Annotated in this window: 15 protein-coding genes and 1 pseudogene; 8 read left to right on the top strand and 8 right to left on the bottom strand. The window is 73.4% G+C overall.

Annotated elements, in window-relative coordinates; translation table 11 throughout:
• Nucleotides 1-287 precede the first annotated feature (287 nt).
• The 4 genes from P696_RS0114850 (at nucleotide 288) to P696_RS0114835 (ending at nucleotide 7,245) form a co-directional block, all read left to right on the top strand.
• Entirely contained in the window at nucleotides 288-3,179 is a 2,892-nt protein-coding gene (locus tag P696_RS0114850) for an ATP-binding protein (protein ID WP_026412963.1), read from the top strand.
• A gap of 242 nt (nucleotides 3,180-3,421) precedes the next feature.
• Nucleotides 3,422-4,915 (top strand): tryptophan 7-halogenase, encoded by a 1,494-nt coding sequence (locus tag P696_RS0114845; RefSeq protein WP_026412962.1) that lies wholly within the window; start codon nucleotides 3,422-3,424, stop codon nucleotides 4,913-4,915.
• 151 nt (nucleotides 4,916-5,066) lie between these two features.
• Nucleotides 5,067-6,164, top strand: coding sequence for a 4-hydroxyphenylpyruvate dioxygenase (hppD, locus tag P696_RS0114840; protein ID WP_026412961.1), 1,098 nt, complete (start codon nucleotides 5,067-5,069; stop codon nucleotides 6,162-6,164).
• Complete coding sequence (locus P696_RS0114835; RefSeq protein WP_026412960.1) at nucleotides 6,151-7,245, top strand: alpha-hydroxy acid oxidase; 1,095 nt, start codon at nucleotides 6,151-6,153, stop codon at nucleotides 7,243-7,245. Before hppD ends, P696_RS0114835 begins: the two co-directional genes overlap by 14 nt.
• A 100-nt stretch (nucleotides 7,246-7,345) precedes the next feature.
• Here the strand turns inward: P696_RS0114835 and aroF are convergent, their stop codons facing one another.
• The 6 genes and pseudogenes from aroF to P696_RS0114810 form a co-directional block, all read right to left on the bottom strand.
• A complete protein-coding gene (gene aroF, locus P696_RS0114830; RefSeq protein WP_026412959.1) occupies nucleotides 7,346-8,386 on the bottom strand; it encodes a 3-deoxy-7-phosphoheptulonate synthase in 1,041 nt (346 codons plus the stop codon).
• Nucleotides 8,386-9,255 carry a prephenate dehydrogenase gene (locus P696_RS45560; protein WP_281174941.1) on the bottom strand — a complete coding sequence of 290 codons (870 nt, stop codon included), beginning with the start codon at nucleotides 9,253-9,255 and terminating at the stop codon, nucleotides 8,386-8,388. Before P696_RS45560 ends, aroF begins: the two co-directional genes overlap by 1 nt.
• 36 nt (nucleotides 9,256-9,291) lie before the next feature.
• Nucleotides 9,292-9,648 (bottom strand): annotated as a pseudogene (gene aroH / locus P696_RS58110) (chorismate mutase); the annotation flags it as partial.
• 158 nt (nucleotides 9,649-9,806) lie between these two features.
• The gene (locus P696_RS0114820) at nucleotides 9,807-10,223 is read right to left on the bottom strand and encodes a hypothetical protein (RefSeq protein ID WP_051467621.1); all 417 of its coding nucleotides are present in this window, start codon (nucleotides 10,221-10,223) and stop codon (nucleotides 9,807-9,809) included.
• A gap of 98 nt (nucleotides 10,224-10,321) precedes the next feature.
• On the bottom strand, nucleotides 10,322-10,735 hold the full coding sequence (locus tag P696_RS0114815) for a nuclear transport factor 2 family protein (RefSeq protein ID WP_026412957.1): 414 nt from the start codon (nucleotides 10,733-10,735) through the stop codon (nucleotides 10,322-10,324).
• Nucleotides 10,736-10,832: 97 nt separating this feature from the next.
• The gene (locus P696_RS0114810) at nucleotides 10,833-11,234 is read right to left on the bottom strand and encodes a VOC family protein (protein WP_026412956.1); all 402 of its coding nucleotides are present in this window, start codon (nucleotides 11,232-11,234) and stop codon (nucleotides 10,833-10,835) included.
• Nucleotides 11,235-11,292: 58 nt separating this feature from the next.
• Between P696_RS0114810 and P696_RS0114805 the strand changes: the two genes are divergently transcribed.
• Nucleotides 11,293-11,766: a MarR family winged helix-turn-helix transcriptional regulator gene (locus P696_RS0114805; RefSeq protein WP_034484976.1), complete on the top strand. Its 474-nt coding sequence runs from the start codon at nucleotides 11,293-11,295 to the stop codon at nucleotides 11,764-11,766.
• A 69-nt stretch (nucleotides 11,767-11,835) separates the two neighbouring features.
• Here P696_RS0114805 and P696_RS0114800 read toward each other — a convergent pair whose 3' ends face one another.
• Nucleotides 11,836-12,636: a class II aldolase/adducin family protein gene (locus tag P696_RS0114800; RefSeq protein ID WP_084337516.1), complete on the bottom strand. Its 801-nt coding sequence runs from the start codon at nucleotides 12,634-12,636 to the stop codon at nucleotides 11,836-11,838.
• A 114-nt stretch (nucleotides 12,637-12,750) separates the two neighbouring features.
• On the opposite strand from P696_RS0114800, the gene P696_RS0114795 reads away from it, so the two are divergent.
• Nucleotides 12,751-13,878 (top strand): RsbRD N-terminal domain-containing protein, encoded by a 1,128-nt coding sequence (locus tag P696_RS0114795; RefSeq protein ID WP_026412953.1) that lies wholly within the window; start codon nucleotides 12,751-12,753, stop codon nucleotides 13,876-13,878.
• Between the two features lie 10 nt (nucleotides 13,879-13,888).
• Here the strand turns inward: P696_RS0114795 and P696_RS0114790 are convergent, their stop codons facing one another.
• Complete coding sequence (locus tag P696_RS0114790; protein ID WP_245627666.1) at nucleotides 13,889-15,025, bottom strand: endonuclease/exonuclease/phosphatase family protein; 1,137 nt, start codon at nucleotides 15,023-15,025, stop codon at nucleotides 13,889-13,891.
• Nucleotides 15,026-15,112: 87 nt separating this feature from the next.
• Here P696_RS0114790 and P696_RS0114785 point away from each other — a divergent pair, with 87 nt between their 5' ends.
• A complete protein-coding gene (locus P696_RS0114785; protein ID WP_281174938.1) occupies nucleotides 15,113-16,354 on the top strand; it encodes a sensor histidine kinase in 1,242 nt (413 codons plus the stop codon).
• A 133-nt stretch (nucleotides 16,355-16,487) separates the two neighbouring features.
• Nucleotides 16,488-17,360 carry an LLM class flavin-dependent oxidoreductase gene (locus P696_RS0114780; protein ID WP_026412950.1) on the top strand — a complete coding sequence of 291 codons (873 nt, stop codon included), beginning with the start codon at nucleotides 16,488-16,490 and terminating at the stop codon, nucleotides 17,358-17,360.
• The last annotated feature ends 73 nt before the right edge of the window (nucleotides 17,361-17,433 follow it).

Here is a 17,433-nt window from a genome sequence, read left to right as displayed (position 1 = left end):
CGCGGACGCTTTCGGGGCGCGTCCGAAGGGCGGGAAGAGGCTCGCGCGAGGCGTCCGGCGCGGTTCTGGCTGGATGCGGTCAGCGATCGGGATCGGCCGGAGAACGCGCAGGTCAACTTTGTCGTGTTACCACCGGCTTCGGCATTCTGACGCACTGTCGATTGCTCTGTCCGGTTCCGGATGCGAGAGTCGTGGCCGGAGGGGCGCGCGGAGCCCGGCCGCGGCCGCGAGTCCGTGCCGGAGGGTCCGCCGGGGCAGGGGTGACGGCACGAGGAGCGGAACCGCGCATGGGGATGGTCGAACGTTCGGAGCGACTTCGCGCGCTGGAGGACATGCTCGACGCGGCCCGGGGGGGAACCGGGTCCGTCGTGCTGGTCGAGGGGGCGGCCGGCGTCGGCAAGACCGCCCTGCTGCACGCCCTCGCCGAGCGCGCCACGGCCTCGGGGGCGGTGTTCGCCGGCGCCTCGGCGTCGAGCCTGGAACGTAACATGCCGCTCGCCACGGTCGGCCAGATCTTCGAGGAACGGGTGCTGTCGGGGGACGAGCGGGCCCGCGCGGCACGGCTGCTGCGCGACGGCGCGCTCACCGCGATGGCGCACGACCCCGGGACGCCGTCCGGCGCGCCGGTGGCGCTGCCGCCGCTCGTCCTCGGCGGGCTGAGCGACATCCTGCTGGGGCTGGCCGACCGGACGCCCGTGGTGGTCGGGGTCGACGACGTCCAGCACTTCGACGAGCTGTCCCGGCAGGTGCTGCTGTACGTGGCCCGGCGCGTCCGCTCGGCGCGCATCCTGCTGGTGGCCACCGGGTGCCCGCGCACCGGGGACGACGCGTCCTCGTTCCACGCCGACCTGCCGCGCCTCCCGGGAGCCCACCGGATGCGCCTGGAACCGCTGTCCCGGCAGGGGACCGAGGCCGTGATCGAGGAGCGGCTCGGCCCGGCCGCCGCGCGGCGGCTGGCGGACGAGGCGCACCGGGCGACCGGAGGCAACCCGCTGCTGGTGCGCGCGCTGGTCGAGGACCAGCCGGGCAGGGCCGACGACTCCGAGTCGCCCGTCTTCGCCAGCGCCTTCCGGCAGGCCGTCCTGTACTGCGTCCACCACTCCGGCCTCGCCCGGTTCGCCGCCGGTCTCGCGGCCCTGGGCGACCGGGTCGGCGACGCCCCCCGCGCCGACGGCCCGTGCGACGCCGACGTCCGCTCGGCCGCCCTGTCGCCCGCCGCCCTGGTCGGGGAGCTGCTGAGGCTCGACGCCGAGTCCACCGGGGAGCACCGGGAGCGGCTCGCCGCGATCGGCCTGCTCGGCGCGTCCGGGTTGTGCCACGAGGCCGTCGAGACGGCCGTGCTGCGGAGCCTGCCCGCCGCCGAGCGGAGAGAGCTGCTGGGCCGGGCCGCGGACGTGCTCTACGGCCGGGGCGCGCCCGCGCCGGTCGTGGCGGACCGGCTGATGGCCGCCGACCGGCTGGACGGCCCGTGGGGCGTCCAGGTGCTGCGCGACGCCGCCGAGCAGGCCCAGGCCGAGGGCCGGTTCGCCCTGGCCGTCGACCAGCTGCGGCTGGCGCTGCGGGAGGCCTCGGGCGACGAGGCGCGGCACGCCGCCCGCTTCGCGCTGGCGGGCGCCGAGTGCCGCCTGGACCCGTCCATCGCGGCGCGGCACCTGCCCGCGCTCATCCGCGCCCTGCACGACCGGCCGGTGCCGGACGAGGAGGGCACCGCCTTCGTCGTCGGCCTGCTGCTCTGGCTCGGACGGTCCGGGGAGGCGCTGAACCTCGTCGCCGAGCCGGTCCCGGCCGAGGCGACGCCGTTCGCCCGGCCGCCCGGGCTGGACGGCCCGATCGCCGGACGGTACTGGTGGCTGCCCGACGCCTACCCGGGCCTGGTCGGCCGGAGCCCGTTCCCCACCACGGGCCGGGCCGACCCGCCGGGAGGCGGTGACCTGCGGGCCCTCTCGGTGGCGCGCCGCCTGCTCGCCGGGGACGCGCCCGGCCGTCCGGCGGACCCGGGACGGCGCGCCCGCCTGCTCGCCGAGGCGGAGGCCGTCCTGCAGGAGCCCGGCTCGCCGCCGCCGGTGCCGCTCGCCGTCCACGCGGTGCTCGTGGCGCTCCTGCACATCGACGAGCTCGAGCGCGTCGAGGGCTGGTGCGACGACCGGGACAAGGCCGCGCGGGCGCGCTCACCGCTCGGGGCCGCGCTGACGGCGGCGCTGCGCGCGAAGATCCACCTGCGCCGCGGCGAACTGGTCGAGGCGGAGCAGCGGGCCCGGGAGGCCCTCGACACCGCGCCGCCCGCGGCGTGGGGGGTGGCGGCCGGGATCCCGCTCGCCGCGCTGCTCGCGGCGCTGACCCGGCTCGGCGACCTCGCCGAGGCGCAGCGGGTGCTGAGCGTGCCGGTCCCGCCCGCCATGTGGGACACCCCCGCCGTCCTGCCCTACCTGCGGGCGCGGGGACGCTACCACCTCGCCGTGGGGGCCCCGCGGGCCGCGCTGGCGGAGTTCCACGCCTGCGGGGAACTGATGACGCTCTGGGAGATGGACCTGCCGAGCCTCGTGCCGTGGCGGACCGACGCCGCCGAGGCCCACCTGCGCCTCGGCGAGATCGGGGCCGCCCGCCGGGCCGCCGAGGAGCAGATGGCCCGGCTGGCGCACGGCGGCGCGCGCACGCGCGGCATCACCCTCCACGTGCTGGCCCTGGCGTCCGCGACGGAGGAGCGGCCGAGGCTCCTGACCGAGGCGATCCACCTCCTGGAACAGGCCGGGGACCGGCTGGAACGGGCCAGGGCGCTCTCCGCGCTGAGCGACGCCTACCGGGCCATGGGCCACGAGGGGACGGCCCGGGCGCTGTGGCGGCGCGCGGACCTGCTGTTCGCCGAGTGCGGCGCCGACGGCGTCCGCAGGACGCTCGCCGACTCGGTCACCGGCGACCACGTCCGGGCCGACGGCGCGCACGACGGCCCGTGGGAGGAGGCGCCGGCGCACGACCCGCTGGTCGAGCTGAGCGACGCCGAGCGGAGGGTCGCCGAGTACGCGGCCAACGGTTACACCAACCGGCAGATCGCCCGCAGGCTGCACGTCACCATGAGCACGGTGGAGCAGCACCTCACCCGCGTCTACCGCAAGCTCAGCATCACCCGCCGGACCGACCTTCCGCTCAGGCTGACCATGCCGAGCGAGGAATTCACCGCCTGATCGCTTCGAGTTCCCCTTCTCAAAGACGGTCCGTGCACCGTTCCACCCTCCCATGCCCGGTCTCGTCCAAGTGTCGGAAATGAGCATTTGGACCTGGGTCCGAGGGTGTCGTAAACCGAACAGCGATGGGCGGCCAAAAGGGCCGTGCCGTCCACCTGTTGGACGCCCCCGCCGCTGACGCATGATCCTGTCATGGCGTGCTGCTCTCGCCGTATTTCGACCCGAACGGGAAGGTGGCCAGAATGGCAGGAAATCGCGAGGAGTTCGACGTCGTGGTCGTCGGGGGCGGGCCTGGTGGGTCGACGCTCGCGGCGCTCGTGGCGATGCGGGGGCACAGCGTCCTGCTCCTGGAGAAGGAGACGTTCCCGCGCTACCAGATCGGCGAGTCCCTGCTGCCGTCCACCGTGCACGGCGTCTGCCGCCTTCTCGGGGTGACCGAACGGCTCGCCCAGGAGGGCTTCACCCACAAGTTGGGCGGCACCCTGCGCTGGGGCGCCAACCCCGAGCCGTGGACGTTCGCGTTCTCGGTCTCGAAGAAGACCGCGGGCGCCACGTCGCACGCCTACCAGGTGGAGCGGTCGAAGTTCGACAAGATCCTGCTCGACAACGCCCGGGACAAGGGCGTCGAGGTCCGGGAGCGCTGCAACGTCAACGACGTCCTGGAGGAGGACGACCGCATCCGCGGCGTCCGCTACACCGACGAGGACGGCGAACGTCACGAGGTCTCCGCGACCTGGGTGGTTGACGCCTCCGGCAACACCGGCAACCTGTACAAGCGGGTCGGCGGCACCCGCGAGTACTCCGAGTTCTTCCGCAGCCTCGCGCTGTTCGGCTACTTCGAGAACGGCAAGCGGCTGCCCCCGCCCAGCTCCGGCAACATCCTGTCGGCGGCCTTCAAGAGCGGCTGGTTCTGGTACATCCCGCTGAGCGACACGCTCACCAGCGTCGGCGCGGTGGTGCGCCGCGAGGACGCCGCCCGCATCCAGGGCGACCGGGAGAAGGCGCTGGCCGACCTGATCGACGAGTGCCCGATGGTCAAGGACATGCTCGCGGACGCCACCCGCGTCACCGAGGGCCAGTACGGCCAGCTGCGGGTGCGGAAGGACTACTCCTACCACAACACCGTTTTCTGGAAGCCGGGAATGGTGCTCGTGGGGGACGCGGCCTGCTTCGTGGACCCGGTCTTCTCCTCGGGAGTGCACCTCGCCACCTACAGCGCCCTGCTCGCCGCCCGCTCCATCAACAGCGTCCTCGAGGGACTGGTGGACGAGAAGGCCGCCTTCACCGAGTTCGAGGCCCGCTACCGCCGCGAGTACAGCGTCTTCTACGAATTCCTGATGTCGTTCTACGACATGCACGTGGACGAGTCGTCGTACTTCTGGTCGGCCAAGAAGGTCACCAAGAACACCCACACCGAACTGGAGTCGTTCGTCGAACTCGTCGGCGGGCTGTCCGCGTCGGAATTCGACCTCAACGACGCCGAGGCCGCGGCCGAGCGCTTCCGGTCCCGGTCCTCGGAATTCGCCGGCGCGGTGGACGACCTCGTCGAGGGCGGCGAGAAGAGCATGGTCCCGCTGTTCAAGTCCTCGGTCGTCCGCCAGGCCATGGAGCAGGGCGCCCAGGAGCAGACGCGCGCGCTGCTCGGCGACGACGCCGAGCAGGAGGCGCCCATGCTCCCCGGCGGCCTGATCGCCTCCCAGGACGGCCTGCTCTGGCACGTCCCGTCCGGCGCCTGAGCACACCCCCACGGCCGTCCCGCCACCCGGGCCGTCCCCGCCCGCTCCCACTCGTGCCATCCGTCCCCGCACCACACCGGACCCTGGGCCCGGCGGTCGCCGCCGGGCCCTTCCGTCCCTTCCGACCTCCCCTCCGAACCGGATCGGTGTCATGACTGAGAAGGCAGAAACCACCACCCATCCCGGCGTCGACGTCGAACTCGACCACGTCGAGATGTACGTCGAGGACCTGGACGCGGCAGCGTTCTCCTGGGTCGACGGCTACGGGTTCACCGTGGTCGGGACCGGCGGATCCGCCGAGCACCGCAGCCTCGCGCTGCGGCAGGGCGACATCAGCCTGGTCCTGACCATGGCCACCTCCGACCGGCACCCCGCCCACGGCTACGTGGCGGCCCACGGCGACGCCGTCGCCGACATCGCGCTGCGCACCGCCGACGTCGCGGGCGTCTACAAGGCGGCCGTCGCCGCCGGCGCCGCCGCGGTCCGCGAACCGGCCCGGCACGGGGGCGGCGCGCCCGCCGTCACCGCGACGATCGGGGGCTTCGGCGACGTCGTCCACACGCTGGTCGGACGCGCGGACGCGAGCGCGACCGGGCTGCCCGTCGGCTTCGTCCCCGTCCTGGAGCCCCGGCGGACCGCCTCCGGCGCGGGCCTGACGAAGATCGACCACATCGCCGTCTGCGTGGAGAACGGCCAGCTGGACCCGACGATCGACTACTACCGGCGGATCCTCGGCTTCGACTTCATCTTCGAGGAGAAGATCATCGTCGGCACGCAGGCGATGAACTCCAAGGTCTCCCAGAGCCGGTCCGGCAGCGTCACGCTGACCCTGCTGGAACCGGAGTCTGGCGCCCAGCCCGGCCAGATCGACGACTTCCTCAAGGGGCACCAGGGGCCGGGCGTCCAGCACCTCGCCTTCGCCACCGACGACGCGGTGCGGGCCGTGCACGCCCTGGAGTCCCGGGGCGTCTCCTTCCTCAGCACCCCCGGCGCGTACTACGACCTGCTGGGCGAGCGGGTCACGCCGAGGACGCACACCATCGACGACCTCCGCGCGGCGAACCTGCTGGCCGACGAGGACCACGAGGGGCAGCTCTTCCAGATCTTCACCACCTCCGCGCACCCGCGCCACACCGTCTTCTACGAGATCATCGAGCGGCAGGGGACGCGCACGTTCCGCGCCGCGAACATCAAGGCGCTGTACGAGGCCCTCGAAGTCGACCGGACGGACGAGAGTGGCCTCCTCTGAGCGGACGCCGGACCCGGCGGCGGAGCTGGAACGCGCCGCCGCCGGCGTCCTGCCCCGCGACGTGTGGGACTTCGCCGCGGGCGGCAGCGGCCGGGAACTCGCGCTGCGCGCCAACCGGGCTGCCCTGGACGAGGTCTTCCTCCAGCCGAGGGTGATGCGGGACGTGTCGGGGTGCTCGACCGGGACCACGCTCCTCGGCCGTCCGGCCCGCGTCCCGCTGGCCGTCGCGCCGTTCGCCTACCACCGGCTCTTCCACCCGGACGGCGAACTCGCGACGGCGCGCGCCGCCAAGGCCGCCGGGGTCCCGTTCGTCCTGGGCACCCTCAGCAGCGTGGCCGTGGAGGAGGTCACCGCGGCCGGCGGCGAGGTCTGGTTCCAGCTCTACTGGCTGCGCGACGAGCAGAGGTCGCTCGACCTGGTGAAACGTGCCGAGGACGCGGGCTGCCGCGCCGTGGTCCTCACCGCGGACGTCCCGTGGATGGGACGCCGCCACCGGGACGCGCGCAACGGGTTCACGCTTCCGGACCACGTGCGGGCGGCGCACCTCGAGGACACGGGCGCGGCGCACCAGCGTGTGCCCGGCGCGTCGGCGGTCGCCCTGCACAGCGCCCTGGCGCTCTCACCGGCCCTGACCTGGCGCACCCTGGAGACGCTGTGCGCGGCCACCGGCCTGCCGGTGGTCCTCAAGGGCGTCCTGGACCCCCGGGACGCGCGCCGCGCCGCCGACCTCGGAGCCGCCGCCGTCGTCGTCTCCAACCACGGCGGACGCCAGCTCGACGGCGCGGTCCCGGGCGCGGTGGTCCTGCCCCGCGTGGCGGAGGCCGTCGCGGGCCGCTGCGAGGTCCTGCTGGACGGGGCCGTGCGCACCGGCACCGACATGCTGAAGGCCCTGGCCCTCGGCGCGTCCGGCGCCCTGGTCGGCCGTCCGGTGATCTGGGGTCTGGCGGTGGACGGCGAGGACGGCGTCCGGCGCGTCCTCGACACCATGGCCGAGGAGTTCCGCGACGCGCTGGGACTCGCGGGCTGCGCGACGACCGGCCAGGCGCACGACCTGACGACCGTCCGCATGGGAACCGACTGACGCGCATGGCGACCGACTGAAACGCATGGCGACCGACTGACATCGCGACGTGGACAGGGGACGCGTCCCGGGCCGACCCGGGACGCGTCCCCTGTCCACCTCACACGCCGGTGGACGCGGGGGAGCGGACGAGCGCCCGCCCGACCAGCGGCGCCATGACTCCGGCGATGTCGGCGAGCTCGCCGATGTCGGCGCTGGTCAGCGCCTGCGGGCCGTCGCAGAGGGCGGTTTCGGGGTGGGGGTGGACGTCGATGATGACGCCGTCGGCTCCGACGGCGATGGCGGCGCGGGTGAGGGGGAGGACGAGGTCGCGGTGGCCGCCGGAGTGGGAGGGGTCGACGATCACCGGCAGGTGCCCGAGTCGCTGTGCGATGGGGACGGCGGAGATGTCGAGGGTGTTGCGGGTGGCCTTCTCGAAGGTGCGGATGCCGCGTTCGCACAGGACGATGTCGAGGTTGCCGCGTTGTGCGACGTATTCGGCGGCCATCAGCCACTCTTCGATGGTGCCGTTCATGCCGCGTTTGAGCATGACGGGCTTGCCCGCCTCGCCGGCGGCTTGGAGCAGGGCGAAGTTCTGGGCGTTGCGGGTGCCGATCTGGAGCATGTCGGCGTAGGAGGCGACGAGTTCGACGTCGGCGGCGTCGACGACTTCGGTGACGACGGGCATGCGGGTTTCGGCGCGGACATCGGCCAGGATCCGCAGTCCGGCCTCGCCGAGCCCTTGGAAGGCGTAGGGGGAGGTGCGGGGTTTGAACGCGCCTCCGCGTAGGAGGGTGGCGCCTGCGGCTTGGGCCATCTGGGCGGCGGCGAGGGTCTGTTCGGGGGTCTCGACGGCGCAGGGGCCGGCGATGAGGGTCATGGTCCCCGGACCGATCGGGACGCCGCCGACCCGCACGACCGACCGCTCCTGGTGGTTCTCACGGCTGATCAACTTGTACGGCGCCGAGATCCGGATCACGTCCGCGACTCCCGCCATGGACCGCAGGCTGAGCGCCTCGAACACCACCACGTCGCCGACGAGCCCGATCACGGTCCGGTTCACCCCCCGGCTGACGAACGCCGCGCCGCCCGCGGCCCGCACCCGGGTCGCGACCGCCTGGACCTCGTCCTCGCTGGCCTGGACGGCCATCACCACCACCATCAGCGCTCCTCACCCGCCAGGTCGCCGAGCGCCCCGGCCGCCATCATCCGGGCCCGGCCCTCTTGGCCGTGCCTCAGCAGATCGTGGATCTCCCGTTCGGCGCCCGGGGTCCCCTCCCGCGCGGACGCGCGAAGCGCCGCGGCCGTGCGGGTGAGGTCCGCGGCGACGTCCTCCAGGACGACGGCGACCGGCAGGGCGTTGCCCACCAGGATCTCCGTCCAGAGCCCGGGGGCGGCCGCCGCCTTGCGGGTCACGTCCGCCACCCCGCGCCCGGCCAGCCGCAGCGCCTCGTCCTCGGCCGGACGCAGCCGCGCGGCCATCGCCGCGGACACCACGTGCGGGGCGTGCGAGACCAGCGCCGTGGCCCGGTCGTGGTCCGCCCGCCCCAGCCGGACGGGTTCGGCGCCGCTGGCGCGCACCAGCGCGAGCACCGCCGTCAGCGCCTCGGGCGCGGTGCCGGTGTCCGGGCAGAGCACCCAGGGAAGCCCCGCGAACAGGTCGGCGCGCGCCGCCTGCGGCCCGGACTTCTCCCGGCCCGCCAGCGGATGCCCGGCGACGAACGTGCTCATGTCGCAGCCCAGCTCCGCCGCGTCGGCGGTCGGCCCCTCCTTCACGCTGCACACGTCGGTGTAGGCCCGGCCGAGGCGCCGCTTCTGCGCGTCCGCGAGGCTGGCCCCCAGTTCGCGCGGAGGAACCGCGAGGACGACGACGTCGGCGGGCTCGTCCGGCTCCCGCGCGATCAGGGCGTGCCCCGCGCCGCGCCGTTCCGCCGTCAGGGCCACGACGGGGTCCCGGTCGATGAGCGAGACCCACCACCCCTTCGCCGTCAGGGCGAGCCCGAGCGAGGTCCCCATCAGCCCGCTGCCCACGATGACCGCCGTGCCCTTGGCGCCGGGCCTCCCGTCCGCGAGGTCGGGCCGCAGCGCAGCCGCCCCGCCCAGGTACACGTGCGTCACCTCCGGCCGCGAGGCCGGAACCTGCACGTGCGCCAGCAGGCGGACGACCCGCGGCACCGCGTCCGGCACGTCGATCTCCGACGCGCACATCAGCGGGACCCGGTCGAGCCCCAGCTCCCGCGCCGCCGCCGCAGGAAAGCCCGCGTTCAGGTCGGGACTGGTCGTGAACAGGACGCTGATCAGTTGCGCGGGCTCCAGGCCGTTCCGCTCCATCACCTCGGCGACGAGTTCGCGGGTGACCGAACGGATGCTCTCGGCGGAGTTGCGCGGAGCCTGAACGGCACCACGAATGGCTCGGACCATCATGGTGAATCCCCCAAGCCTGAGCTGAGAAAAGGCGACACCGGTCGAGAATCGCCCTCAGGCTAACGAGCCGGGCCTGTCCACCGAACGGCCCGCGCCCCCTTTCGGCGCCGTCCTCGGACACCGCCCGGATCGACATGGACGGCGGCGATCGGGTTCGCTCAGCGCGTCAGTCCGTCGAGCGGTCCGGCGGGCTGCCAGGCGACGGGAAGCCGGACGTCGACGCCGTCCTGACGGGCCAGCGGGAGGAGCCTTTCCAAGGCGACGTCGACCCGGTCGGCGAAACGCGGCATCGGACGGAGGGGCCTGTCGAGACCGGTGAAGAAATCGTCCCAGTGCGTGAGGACGACCCGCCGCGCCCCGGTGGTCCGGACGACCTCGTCCCAGTACCGCTGGACGAGGTCGGGGGACTGCCCGCCCAGGGCCCCGATGCTCAGGTCAACGACGTCGGCGCTGTGCCCGGCGAGCATTCCGGGGCGGAAGTTGGCGCTCGCGTGCAGCAGTATCCGGCCGCGAGGATGGGTGACGAGAACCGAGTAGGCGTGAAAATGCGCGGTCAGCCCTTCCGGCGAGGACACACGAGCTTGCTTGTGCCTGAGATACGGGCGCAGGGACGGCCGCCCAAACGGGTTCCTCATACCACCAAGCTTCCCCCGCCCACCCCCACGCGGGGAAGCTAACCGAAGACCATGCGATGCCCGCGAGCTGTGTCCATGTACTCGCGAACCCGGTGGATCAGGCCGTTCCGAAGCTCGAAGACGAAGCAGTAGTCGTTGGCGTAGTGATTGCCGTTGGCCAGAGTCGCCGTCATGGTCTCCTCAACGATGACCCGCTCCCCGTCGGCGAAGAAACCATGGAAGGTGACCGAGACGTCCCGCACGAAGAAGCGCGGGAAATCCTCGGCGAGAAAACGCACGATCGCCTCCCTGCCGACCATGTGGCTGGGCGCCCCGAGCGCGACCGCAGTCGCGTTCCCGGCCGGCGCCAGCCATTCGGCGTCCTCGGTGAACACCGCGGCGATCCGATCGGCGTCATGACTGGCGAACGCCTTCCAGGCGCCCTGAACGATAACGCGGCTCTCTTCAGACACCCCGCGACCCTAATCCACCCCCAAAACCACACGCTGGCGGAATTCCGACATCACCCCCACCAGCCTTCCTGGGCGGGGCGCCGGATCGGGGGGACGGTCAGTAGCTCTGGAGTTCCAGGAGGTTGCCTTCGGGGTCGCGGAGGTGGGCTGTGCGGAGGTTCGGGCCCCAGTCGGGGCGGTCGGTGGGCGCGGCGGCGATCGTGGCGCCGAAGCCTTCGAGGGTCTTGGTGGCGGCGTCCACGTCGTCCACCTTGAAGACCAGCATCGAGCGGTCCTGTCCGGACGTCGCGGCCTGGCCGGACGTTCCCGTGACGGCGGCGATGGCGGCCCGTCCGAACAGGGAGAGCACCGCCTCGCCGTCGAGGTCCCAGTTCGCGTACGAGGCCGCAGGCAGGATCCTCACCGGCTCGACGCCGAGCAGCTCGCGGAGGGCGGCGGTGTAGAAGCGCGCGCAGGCGTCGAAGTCGTCCACCAGCAGCCGGGGGTAGAGGGCGTCCATGCCGTCTCTCCTATTCGTTGGGGCACACCAATGATTGGGCGGCCCCTACTATAGGGACATGGACCGAGCCGCGCGACGCACCCCGCCCCGGATGCTGGGCGTCACCACCTACGCCCTCGCCCGCGCCGGACGCCTCGGACGCGCCCGGATGGCCCGGATGATGGGCGAGCACGCCCTCGGCCTCTGGCACTTCGCCGTGTTGTCCGCACTGGACGACAGCACCGACCCGCCGTCCCAGCGGGACCTCGGGGCGCGCCTCGGCATCGACCCCAGCGACCTGGTGGACGTCGTCGGCGCGCTGGAGGAGCGCGGCCTGCTGCGGCGTGACCGCGACCCGTCCGACCGCCGCCGCTACGTCGTCGGCCTCACCCCCGAGGGCCGGACGGAGCTGGACGCCGTCGCCGGACGCGCGGCCGACCTGGACGCCGAACTGCTCGCGCCCCTCGCGCCGTCCGAACGCGTGGCCTTCGCCGCCATGCTGCGCCGCGTCCTCGACCACCAGGAGAACCTCGCGGCGCACGGCGACACCTGACAGAAGCAAAAGGGCCCGGTTCCGGTGGCGCGCCCACCGGAACCGGGCCCCTCAGGAGCGGGCCGTCCGTCAGTCGAACAGGTCCGGCTGCTCGCGGACGATCTGGTCGTGCAGCGGCTGGTAGTTGATCCAGGCGACCAGGTCGTTGCCGATCTGCTCGTGGGTCAGCTTCGCGTTCTCCTCGCTGATGGGGACGACCTGCCCGGCGGCCTTCGCGAGCAGCTGCACCTGGCACGACCGCTCCATGGTGATGAACCACCAGGCGGCGGCGTCCACCGAGTCGCCGACGGTCAGCAGGCCGTGATTGCGGAGGATGACGGCCTTGTGGGAGCCGAGGGCGGCGGCGATCCGCTTGCCCTCCTCGGTGTCGGTGACGACGCCGGTGTAGTCGTCGAACAGGCCGTGGTCCTCGTAGAACGCGCACACGTCCTGCGTGATCGGCTCGAGCCTCTGGCCGAGCGCCGAGATCGCGCGGCCGTGCGTGGAGTGGCTGTGCGCGGCGGCCACCACGTCCGGACGGGCCTGGTGGACCTGCGAGTGGATCGCGAACGCCGCCTCGTTCACCGGGTAGCGGCCCTCCACCACCTGGCCCTGGTGGTTCACCAGGATCAGGTCGCTGACCTTGACGTGCTTGAACGACATCCCGAACGGGTTGACCCAGAAGTGGTCGGTCAGCTCGGGGTCGCGGGCGGTGATGTGCCCGGCCACGCCCTCCTCGAAGCCGAGCTTGCCGAAGATCCGCAGCGCCGCGGCCAGCCGCTCCTTGCGGTGCCGCCGCTCCTCCTCGACGGTCGCGAAGGTCTCCGGCAGGCGGAAGATCAGGTCCTTCGCCGGGAGCATCTTCTCCAGGAACTCTTCTTCGGCGGCCATCGGCGTCTCCTCGGGGTCGGAATACCTCTACGAAAGCGCACCCTTACGGGATTCGCCTAGCCCGGCACGGCCCAATCCGGACGGGGGAGGTTGTCCGTCACGGACAATGGGACCGTGGACGACTCCGACCGCTACCTGCGGCTCCTGCTGGACGGCACCGCCGACCCCGGCCTCCTGGACGCCACGGTGCTCGCCGCGCGGGCCCGTTCGGCGCAGGTGGGCGAGCTGCCCGAGGCGGAGGTCCGGCGGCACGTCCGGGCGCTGATCGAGGGCGTGCTGACCAGCCTCGCCGGGGGAGGGGAGGCCGACCCGGCCGCGCTGGAGGCCGCCGGGCGGCTCGGCTCCGACCGGGCCCGGCAGGGCGTCCCGGTCGCCGCCCTCCTGGACGGCTTCCAGGCCGGACGCGAGTACCTGGTCCGCCGCCTCACCACGGAGGGACGCCGCCAGGGCGTCCCCGACGGCGTCCTGCTGGACGGCCTGACCGCGATCGACGGCGTGACGACCGCGCTCGTCCACCGGATGGTCCACGCGCACCGCACCGCCGAGCTGGAGATGGCGCAGACGACCCGCGAGGGCCAGGCCCAGCTGCTGCGGCGCCTGCTGCACGGCGAGCCCACGCCGCACCCGGCCCCGCTGGACGCCGCCACCGCCTACCACTGCGTCGTGTCGGACGTGAGCGACCCGTCCGTCGCGTCCCGGCTCGAGGGCGCGCTGACCGAGGCGGGCCCCGGCCTGTCCGCGCTGGTGGACGGCCGGATGGTCGCCCTCGTCGCGCGCCTCCCCGACCTGCCCGCGGACGTCCCGCTGATGGTGGCCGCGCCTCCGCGCCGTCCGGCCGACCTCGCGCCCCCGTACGCGCTGGCCCGCCGCGCCCTCACCGCCGGGACGCGCGCCGGGCTCACCGGCCTGCGGCACCTCGGCGACCTCGCCCTGCTGACCGCCGCCGACGGTGAACCCGACCTCGGACGCCTCCTCGCCGACACCCTCCTCGCCGCCCTCGTCCCAGGCGACCCCTTCCACCGCGAACTCGCCGAGACCGCCCTGGCCTACCTCGACCACGGAACCCGCATCGAGCCGACCGCCGCCGCCCTCCACGTCCACGGCAACACGGTCAAGTACCGGCTGCGCCGGCTACGCGACCTCACCGGCCGTCCTCTGGCCGCCGCGTCGGTCGCCGACACCGCCCACTGGTGGTGGGCCCTCCGCACCTGGCTGGACGCCGCAGGCCCGGCCGCCCGATAGGAGGCGGTGTTCACCAGCCGATCCGGGCGGCGACCGGCCGGTGGTCGCTGCCGGTCGCGGACAGCACGCGCGAGCTCACCGGTGTGACGCCGCGGACCAGGATCTGGTCGATCCGCACCACCGGGAACCGCGCGGGCCAGGTGAAGCCGAACCCGTCCCCGGCCGCGTCCTGCGCCGAGCGCAGCCGGGAGGTGAGACCCGCGAACGCGCGGTCGTCCAGGGAACCGTTCAGGTCGCCGAGCAGCACCACCCGCGTGTTCCGCTCGGTGGCGACGGCCTCGGCGAGCGCCCGCGCGTTCCTGTCCCGCGAGACCGTCCAGAACCCCGCCCTGGGATTCACCCGTGCGGACCCCAGATGGGCCACGTACACCGCCAGCGGCCCGTGCCCGGTGGCCACCGTGGTGCGCAGCGCCCGGTTGTAGCCCAGCTTGACCTCAGGCGACTTGGTGGCCCCCAGCGGCCCGTAGTCCATCGCGGTGTCGACCGGCCGGGTGTCCGACAGCGGAAGTCTGCTCCACAGCCCGACCGTCCCCTGCACCGTGTGATGGGGAAAGGTACGCACCAACTCCTTCTCGTACGTGCCCGTGGTCTCTGGGGTCAGCTCCTCCAGCGCCAGCACGTCCGCACCGGAGGCGGCCAGGACGCGGGCGGTGCGGACGGGGTCGGGGTTGCCCGCGCCGACGTTGTGGCTGACCACCGTCAGGTCGCCACCCGGACGGGACCTGTCGCCGAGCAGTCCGCCGAAGAGGGTCAGCCACACCGTGGCCGGGAGCAGCAGCGCGACCAGCGCGGAGGCGGAACGGCGCCAGAGCGCCCCGGCCAGCAGCACCGGCATGAACAGGCCGAACCACGGCAGGAAGGTCTCCACCAGGCTGCCGAGGTTTCCGACCTGGTTCGGGATCCCCGCGTGCAGCGCCATGAGCAGGGCGAGCAGCAGCGCCGACGCCGAGAGCACCAGGCCGCGCCTCCAGGACCACGGCCGCGCCCCACCGCCGATCGCCCGCCGGACGCCCGACCGCCGAACGCCCGCAGGCGGGGTGTCGGCACCGGTGCCGAAAACGATGTCCCGGTGGTCGGCGACGACGTCCGGTCCGGTCTCCGCCGTGCCCACCGGGGCCATCGATGGTTCGCGCGCACTGTTGGTCACTTCACCAGCCAAACCCACCTGCTGTTACGGGCATGTATGGGGTTTTCGATATGCCGACGATATGCACCGGCTCCTAGGATCGGTCAGGTGCGTGCGCCGACCGTCGAGGCCGATCCCCTTCCGCCAGAGGCCGTCCGCGACGGCCCGCGTCCGGAGGGCCGGAGGCCGGGCGCGGGGGAGGAGACCGTGGACAGAGCCCCTGGTTTGAGCGTCCGCCTCAAGCTCGCCCTCAGCTACGCCGGATTCCTCATGCTCGCGGGCACCCTGCTGCTCGCCGCCGTGTGGCTGTTCCTCCTGAAATACGTGCCCGACCGCGTGCTCATCGTCCCCGGCTCCACCGGCTCCACCGGCACCACGCACGGCGTCTTCCCCGTCCGGCCCAACCTCCTGCGCGTCTTCGCTCCGAGGGCGGCGGCGGTGATGGCGTTCCTGCTGGTGTTCGGCCTGGTGGGAGGCTGGTTCCTGGCGGGCCGGATGCTCGCGCCCCTGACGCGCATCACCGGCGCGACCCGCCTGGCCTCGACCGGATCGCTCTCCCACCGCGTCCGCCTTCCGGGCCGCAGGGACGAGTTCCGCGAACTCGCCGACGCCTTCGACACCATGCTCGCGCGGCTCGAGGCGCACGTCGGAGAACAGCGCAGGTTCGCGGCCAACGCCTCGCACGAGCTGCGCACCCCGCTCGCGATCTCCAAGACCCTCCTCGACGTCGCCCGCACCGATCCGGGCCACGACCCCGGTGCGCTCGTCGACCGCCTCCACGCCGTCAACGCGCGGGCCATCGACCTCACCGAGGCGCTGCTCCTGCTCAGCCGCGCCGAACAGCTGTCCTTCACCCGCGAGGACGTCGACCTGTCCCTCCTGGCAGAGGAGGTCGCCGAGACGCTCCTGCCGCTCGCGGAACGGCACGGCGTCACCCTCGAGACCCGCGGCGACGTGGGCCTCACGACCGGATCGCACGCGCTCCTCCTGCAGCTGACCACCAACCTCGTGCAGAACGCGATCGTCCACAATCTGCCCGGACGGGGCGTCGTGACGGTGAACACCGGCGTCCGTCCCGGCCGCGTGGTGCTCACGGTCGAGAACACCGGCGAGATGATCTCCCCGCAGCTGGCCTCGACCCTCACCGAACCCTTCCAGCGCGGCACCGAACGCGTGCGCGGCGACCACGCGGGCGTCGGCCTCGGCCTGGCGATCGTCAAGTCCATCACCCACGCGCACGACGGAACGCTCACCCTCACCCCCCGCTCCGGCGGCGGGGTCCGCGTCACAGTGGAACTGCCCGCGTCCCCACGGCCGGGGCCCGGGGCCACCTCACCAGGCCACCGGTGACGATTCGGTCCGGCGCGGATGATGGGATGGGGCGGCGCGTCCCGATCAGCGGACGGGCATCAGCGGACGACTGCGTGACGGCGACGCGACGACGGCGCGACGACCGTGCGAGGGCGACGAGGGGGAACGACGGGTGAAGGCACCGCGGCTCAGCACGGTGATGTGGCCGATCCAGTCCTGGAGGGAGACCGGCGAGCTGTTCCGGCGCGCGGAGGAGCTGGGCTTCGACACCGCCTGGATCTACGACCACACCGCCTGGCGCGGCCACACCCCCTGGTACGACGGGTACACCACGCTCGCCGCCGCCGCGGCCGTCACCTCGCGGATCCGGCTCGGCACCCTGGTGACCTCGCCGAACTTCCGGCACCCCGTCCCGACCGCGCACGCGATCAGGACCATCGACGACATCAGCGGCGGCCGCTACACCGCCGGGATCGGCGCGGGCGGCACGTCCCGGACGTCCGACGGCGGCCTGCTCGGCGGCCCGGACTGGACGCCCCGCGAACGCGCCGACCGGCTCACCGAATGGGTCGACCTGCTCGACCGCGCCCTCCGCGGCCCCGAGACCACCCACGAGGGCCGGTACTACAGCGCCCGGGAGTTCCGCGTCGGGCCCGGCTGCGTCCAGCGCCCGCGCGTCCCGTTCTACATCGCGGCGGGCGGCCCGCGCGGCATGCGCCTCGCCGCGCGGCACGGCGAGGGCTGGGTCACCACCGCGAACGGCCCCCAGTCGGACGACCCGTACGAACTGGTGCGGATCCACCTCGGCATGCTCGCCGAGGCCTGCGAGGCCGAGGGACGCGACCCGTCCACCCAGCGCCGCGTCCTGCTCACCGGCTTCACCGGCGAGCCGTGGCTGGAGTCGCCCGGGTCCTACGCCGACCTCGCGGGCCGCTACGCCGACCTGGGCATCACCGACATCGCCCTGCACTGGCCCCGCCCCGACTCCGACTGGGACGCCGACATGAAGGTCTTCGAGGCCATCGCCGCCGACCACACCCCCTGACCAGCCCGCCCCCTGACCAGCCCGCCCCCTGACCAGCCCGCCCCCTGACCAGCCCGCCCCCGGGACCGGCCCG

The organism is Actinomadura oligospora ATCC 43269, from assembly GCF_000518265.1.
In the GTDB taxonomy this organism is placed as follows: Bacteria; Actinomycetota; Actinomycetes; order Streptosporangiales; family Streptosporangiaceae; genus Spirillospora; species Spirillospora oligospora.
The sequence above is the reverse complement of the archived record's forward strand: the minus strand, read 5'-3'. Positions and strand labels throughout refer to the sequence as shown.

What these genes read in the sequence shown, in the direction of transcription:
- P696_RS0114805 (WP_034484976.1), top strand. Translation starts at nt 11,293, where the DNA reads ATGGACCGAGCCGCGCGACGCACCCCGCCCCGGATGCTGGGCGTCACC.
- P696_RS0114810 (WP_026412956.1), bottom strand. Translation starts at nt 11,234, where the DNA reads ATGGACGCCCTCTACCCCCGGCTGCTGGTGGACGACTTCGACGCCTGC.
- aroF (WP_026412959.1), bottom strand. Translation starts at nt 8,386, where the DNA reads ATGGTGGTGGTGATGGCCGTCCAGGCCAGCGAGGACGAGGTCCAGGCG.
- P696_RS0114800 (WP_084337516.1), bottom strand. Translation starts at nt 12,636, where the DNA reads ATGGCCGCCGAAGAAGAGTTCCTGGAGAAGATGCTCCCGGCGAAGGAC.
- hppD (WP_026412961.1), top strand. Translation starts at nt 5,067, where the DNA reads ATGACTGAGAAGGCAGAAACCACCACCCATCCCGGCGTCGACGTCGAA.
- P696_RS0114845 (WP_026412962.1), top strand. Translation starts at nt 3,422, where the DNA reads ATGGCAGGAAATCGCGAGGAGTTCGACGTCGTGGTCGTCGGGGGCGGG.
- P696_RS0114850 (WP_026412963.1), top strand. Translation starts at nt 288, where the DNA reads ATGGGGATGGTCGAACGTTCGGAGCGACTTCGCGCGCTGGAGGACATG.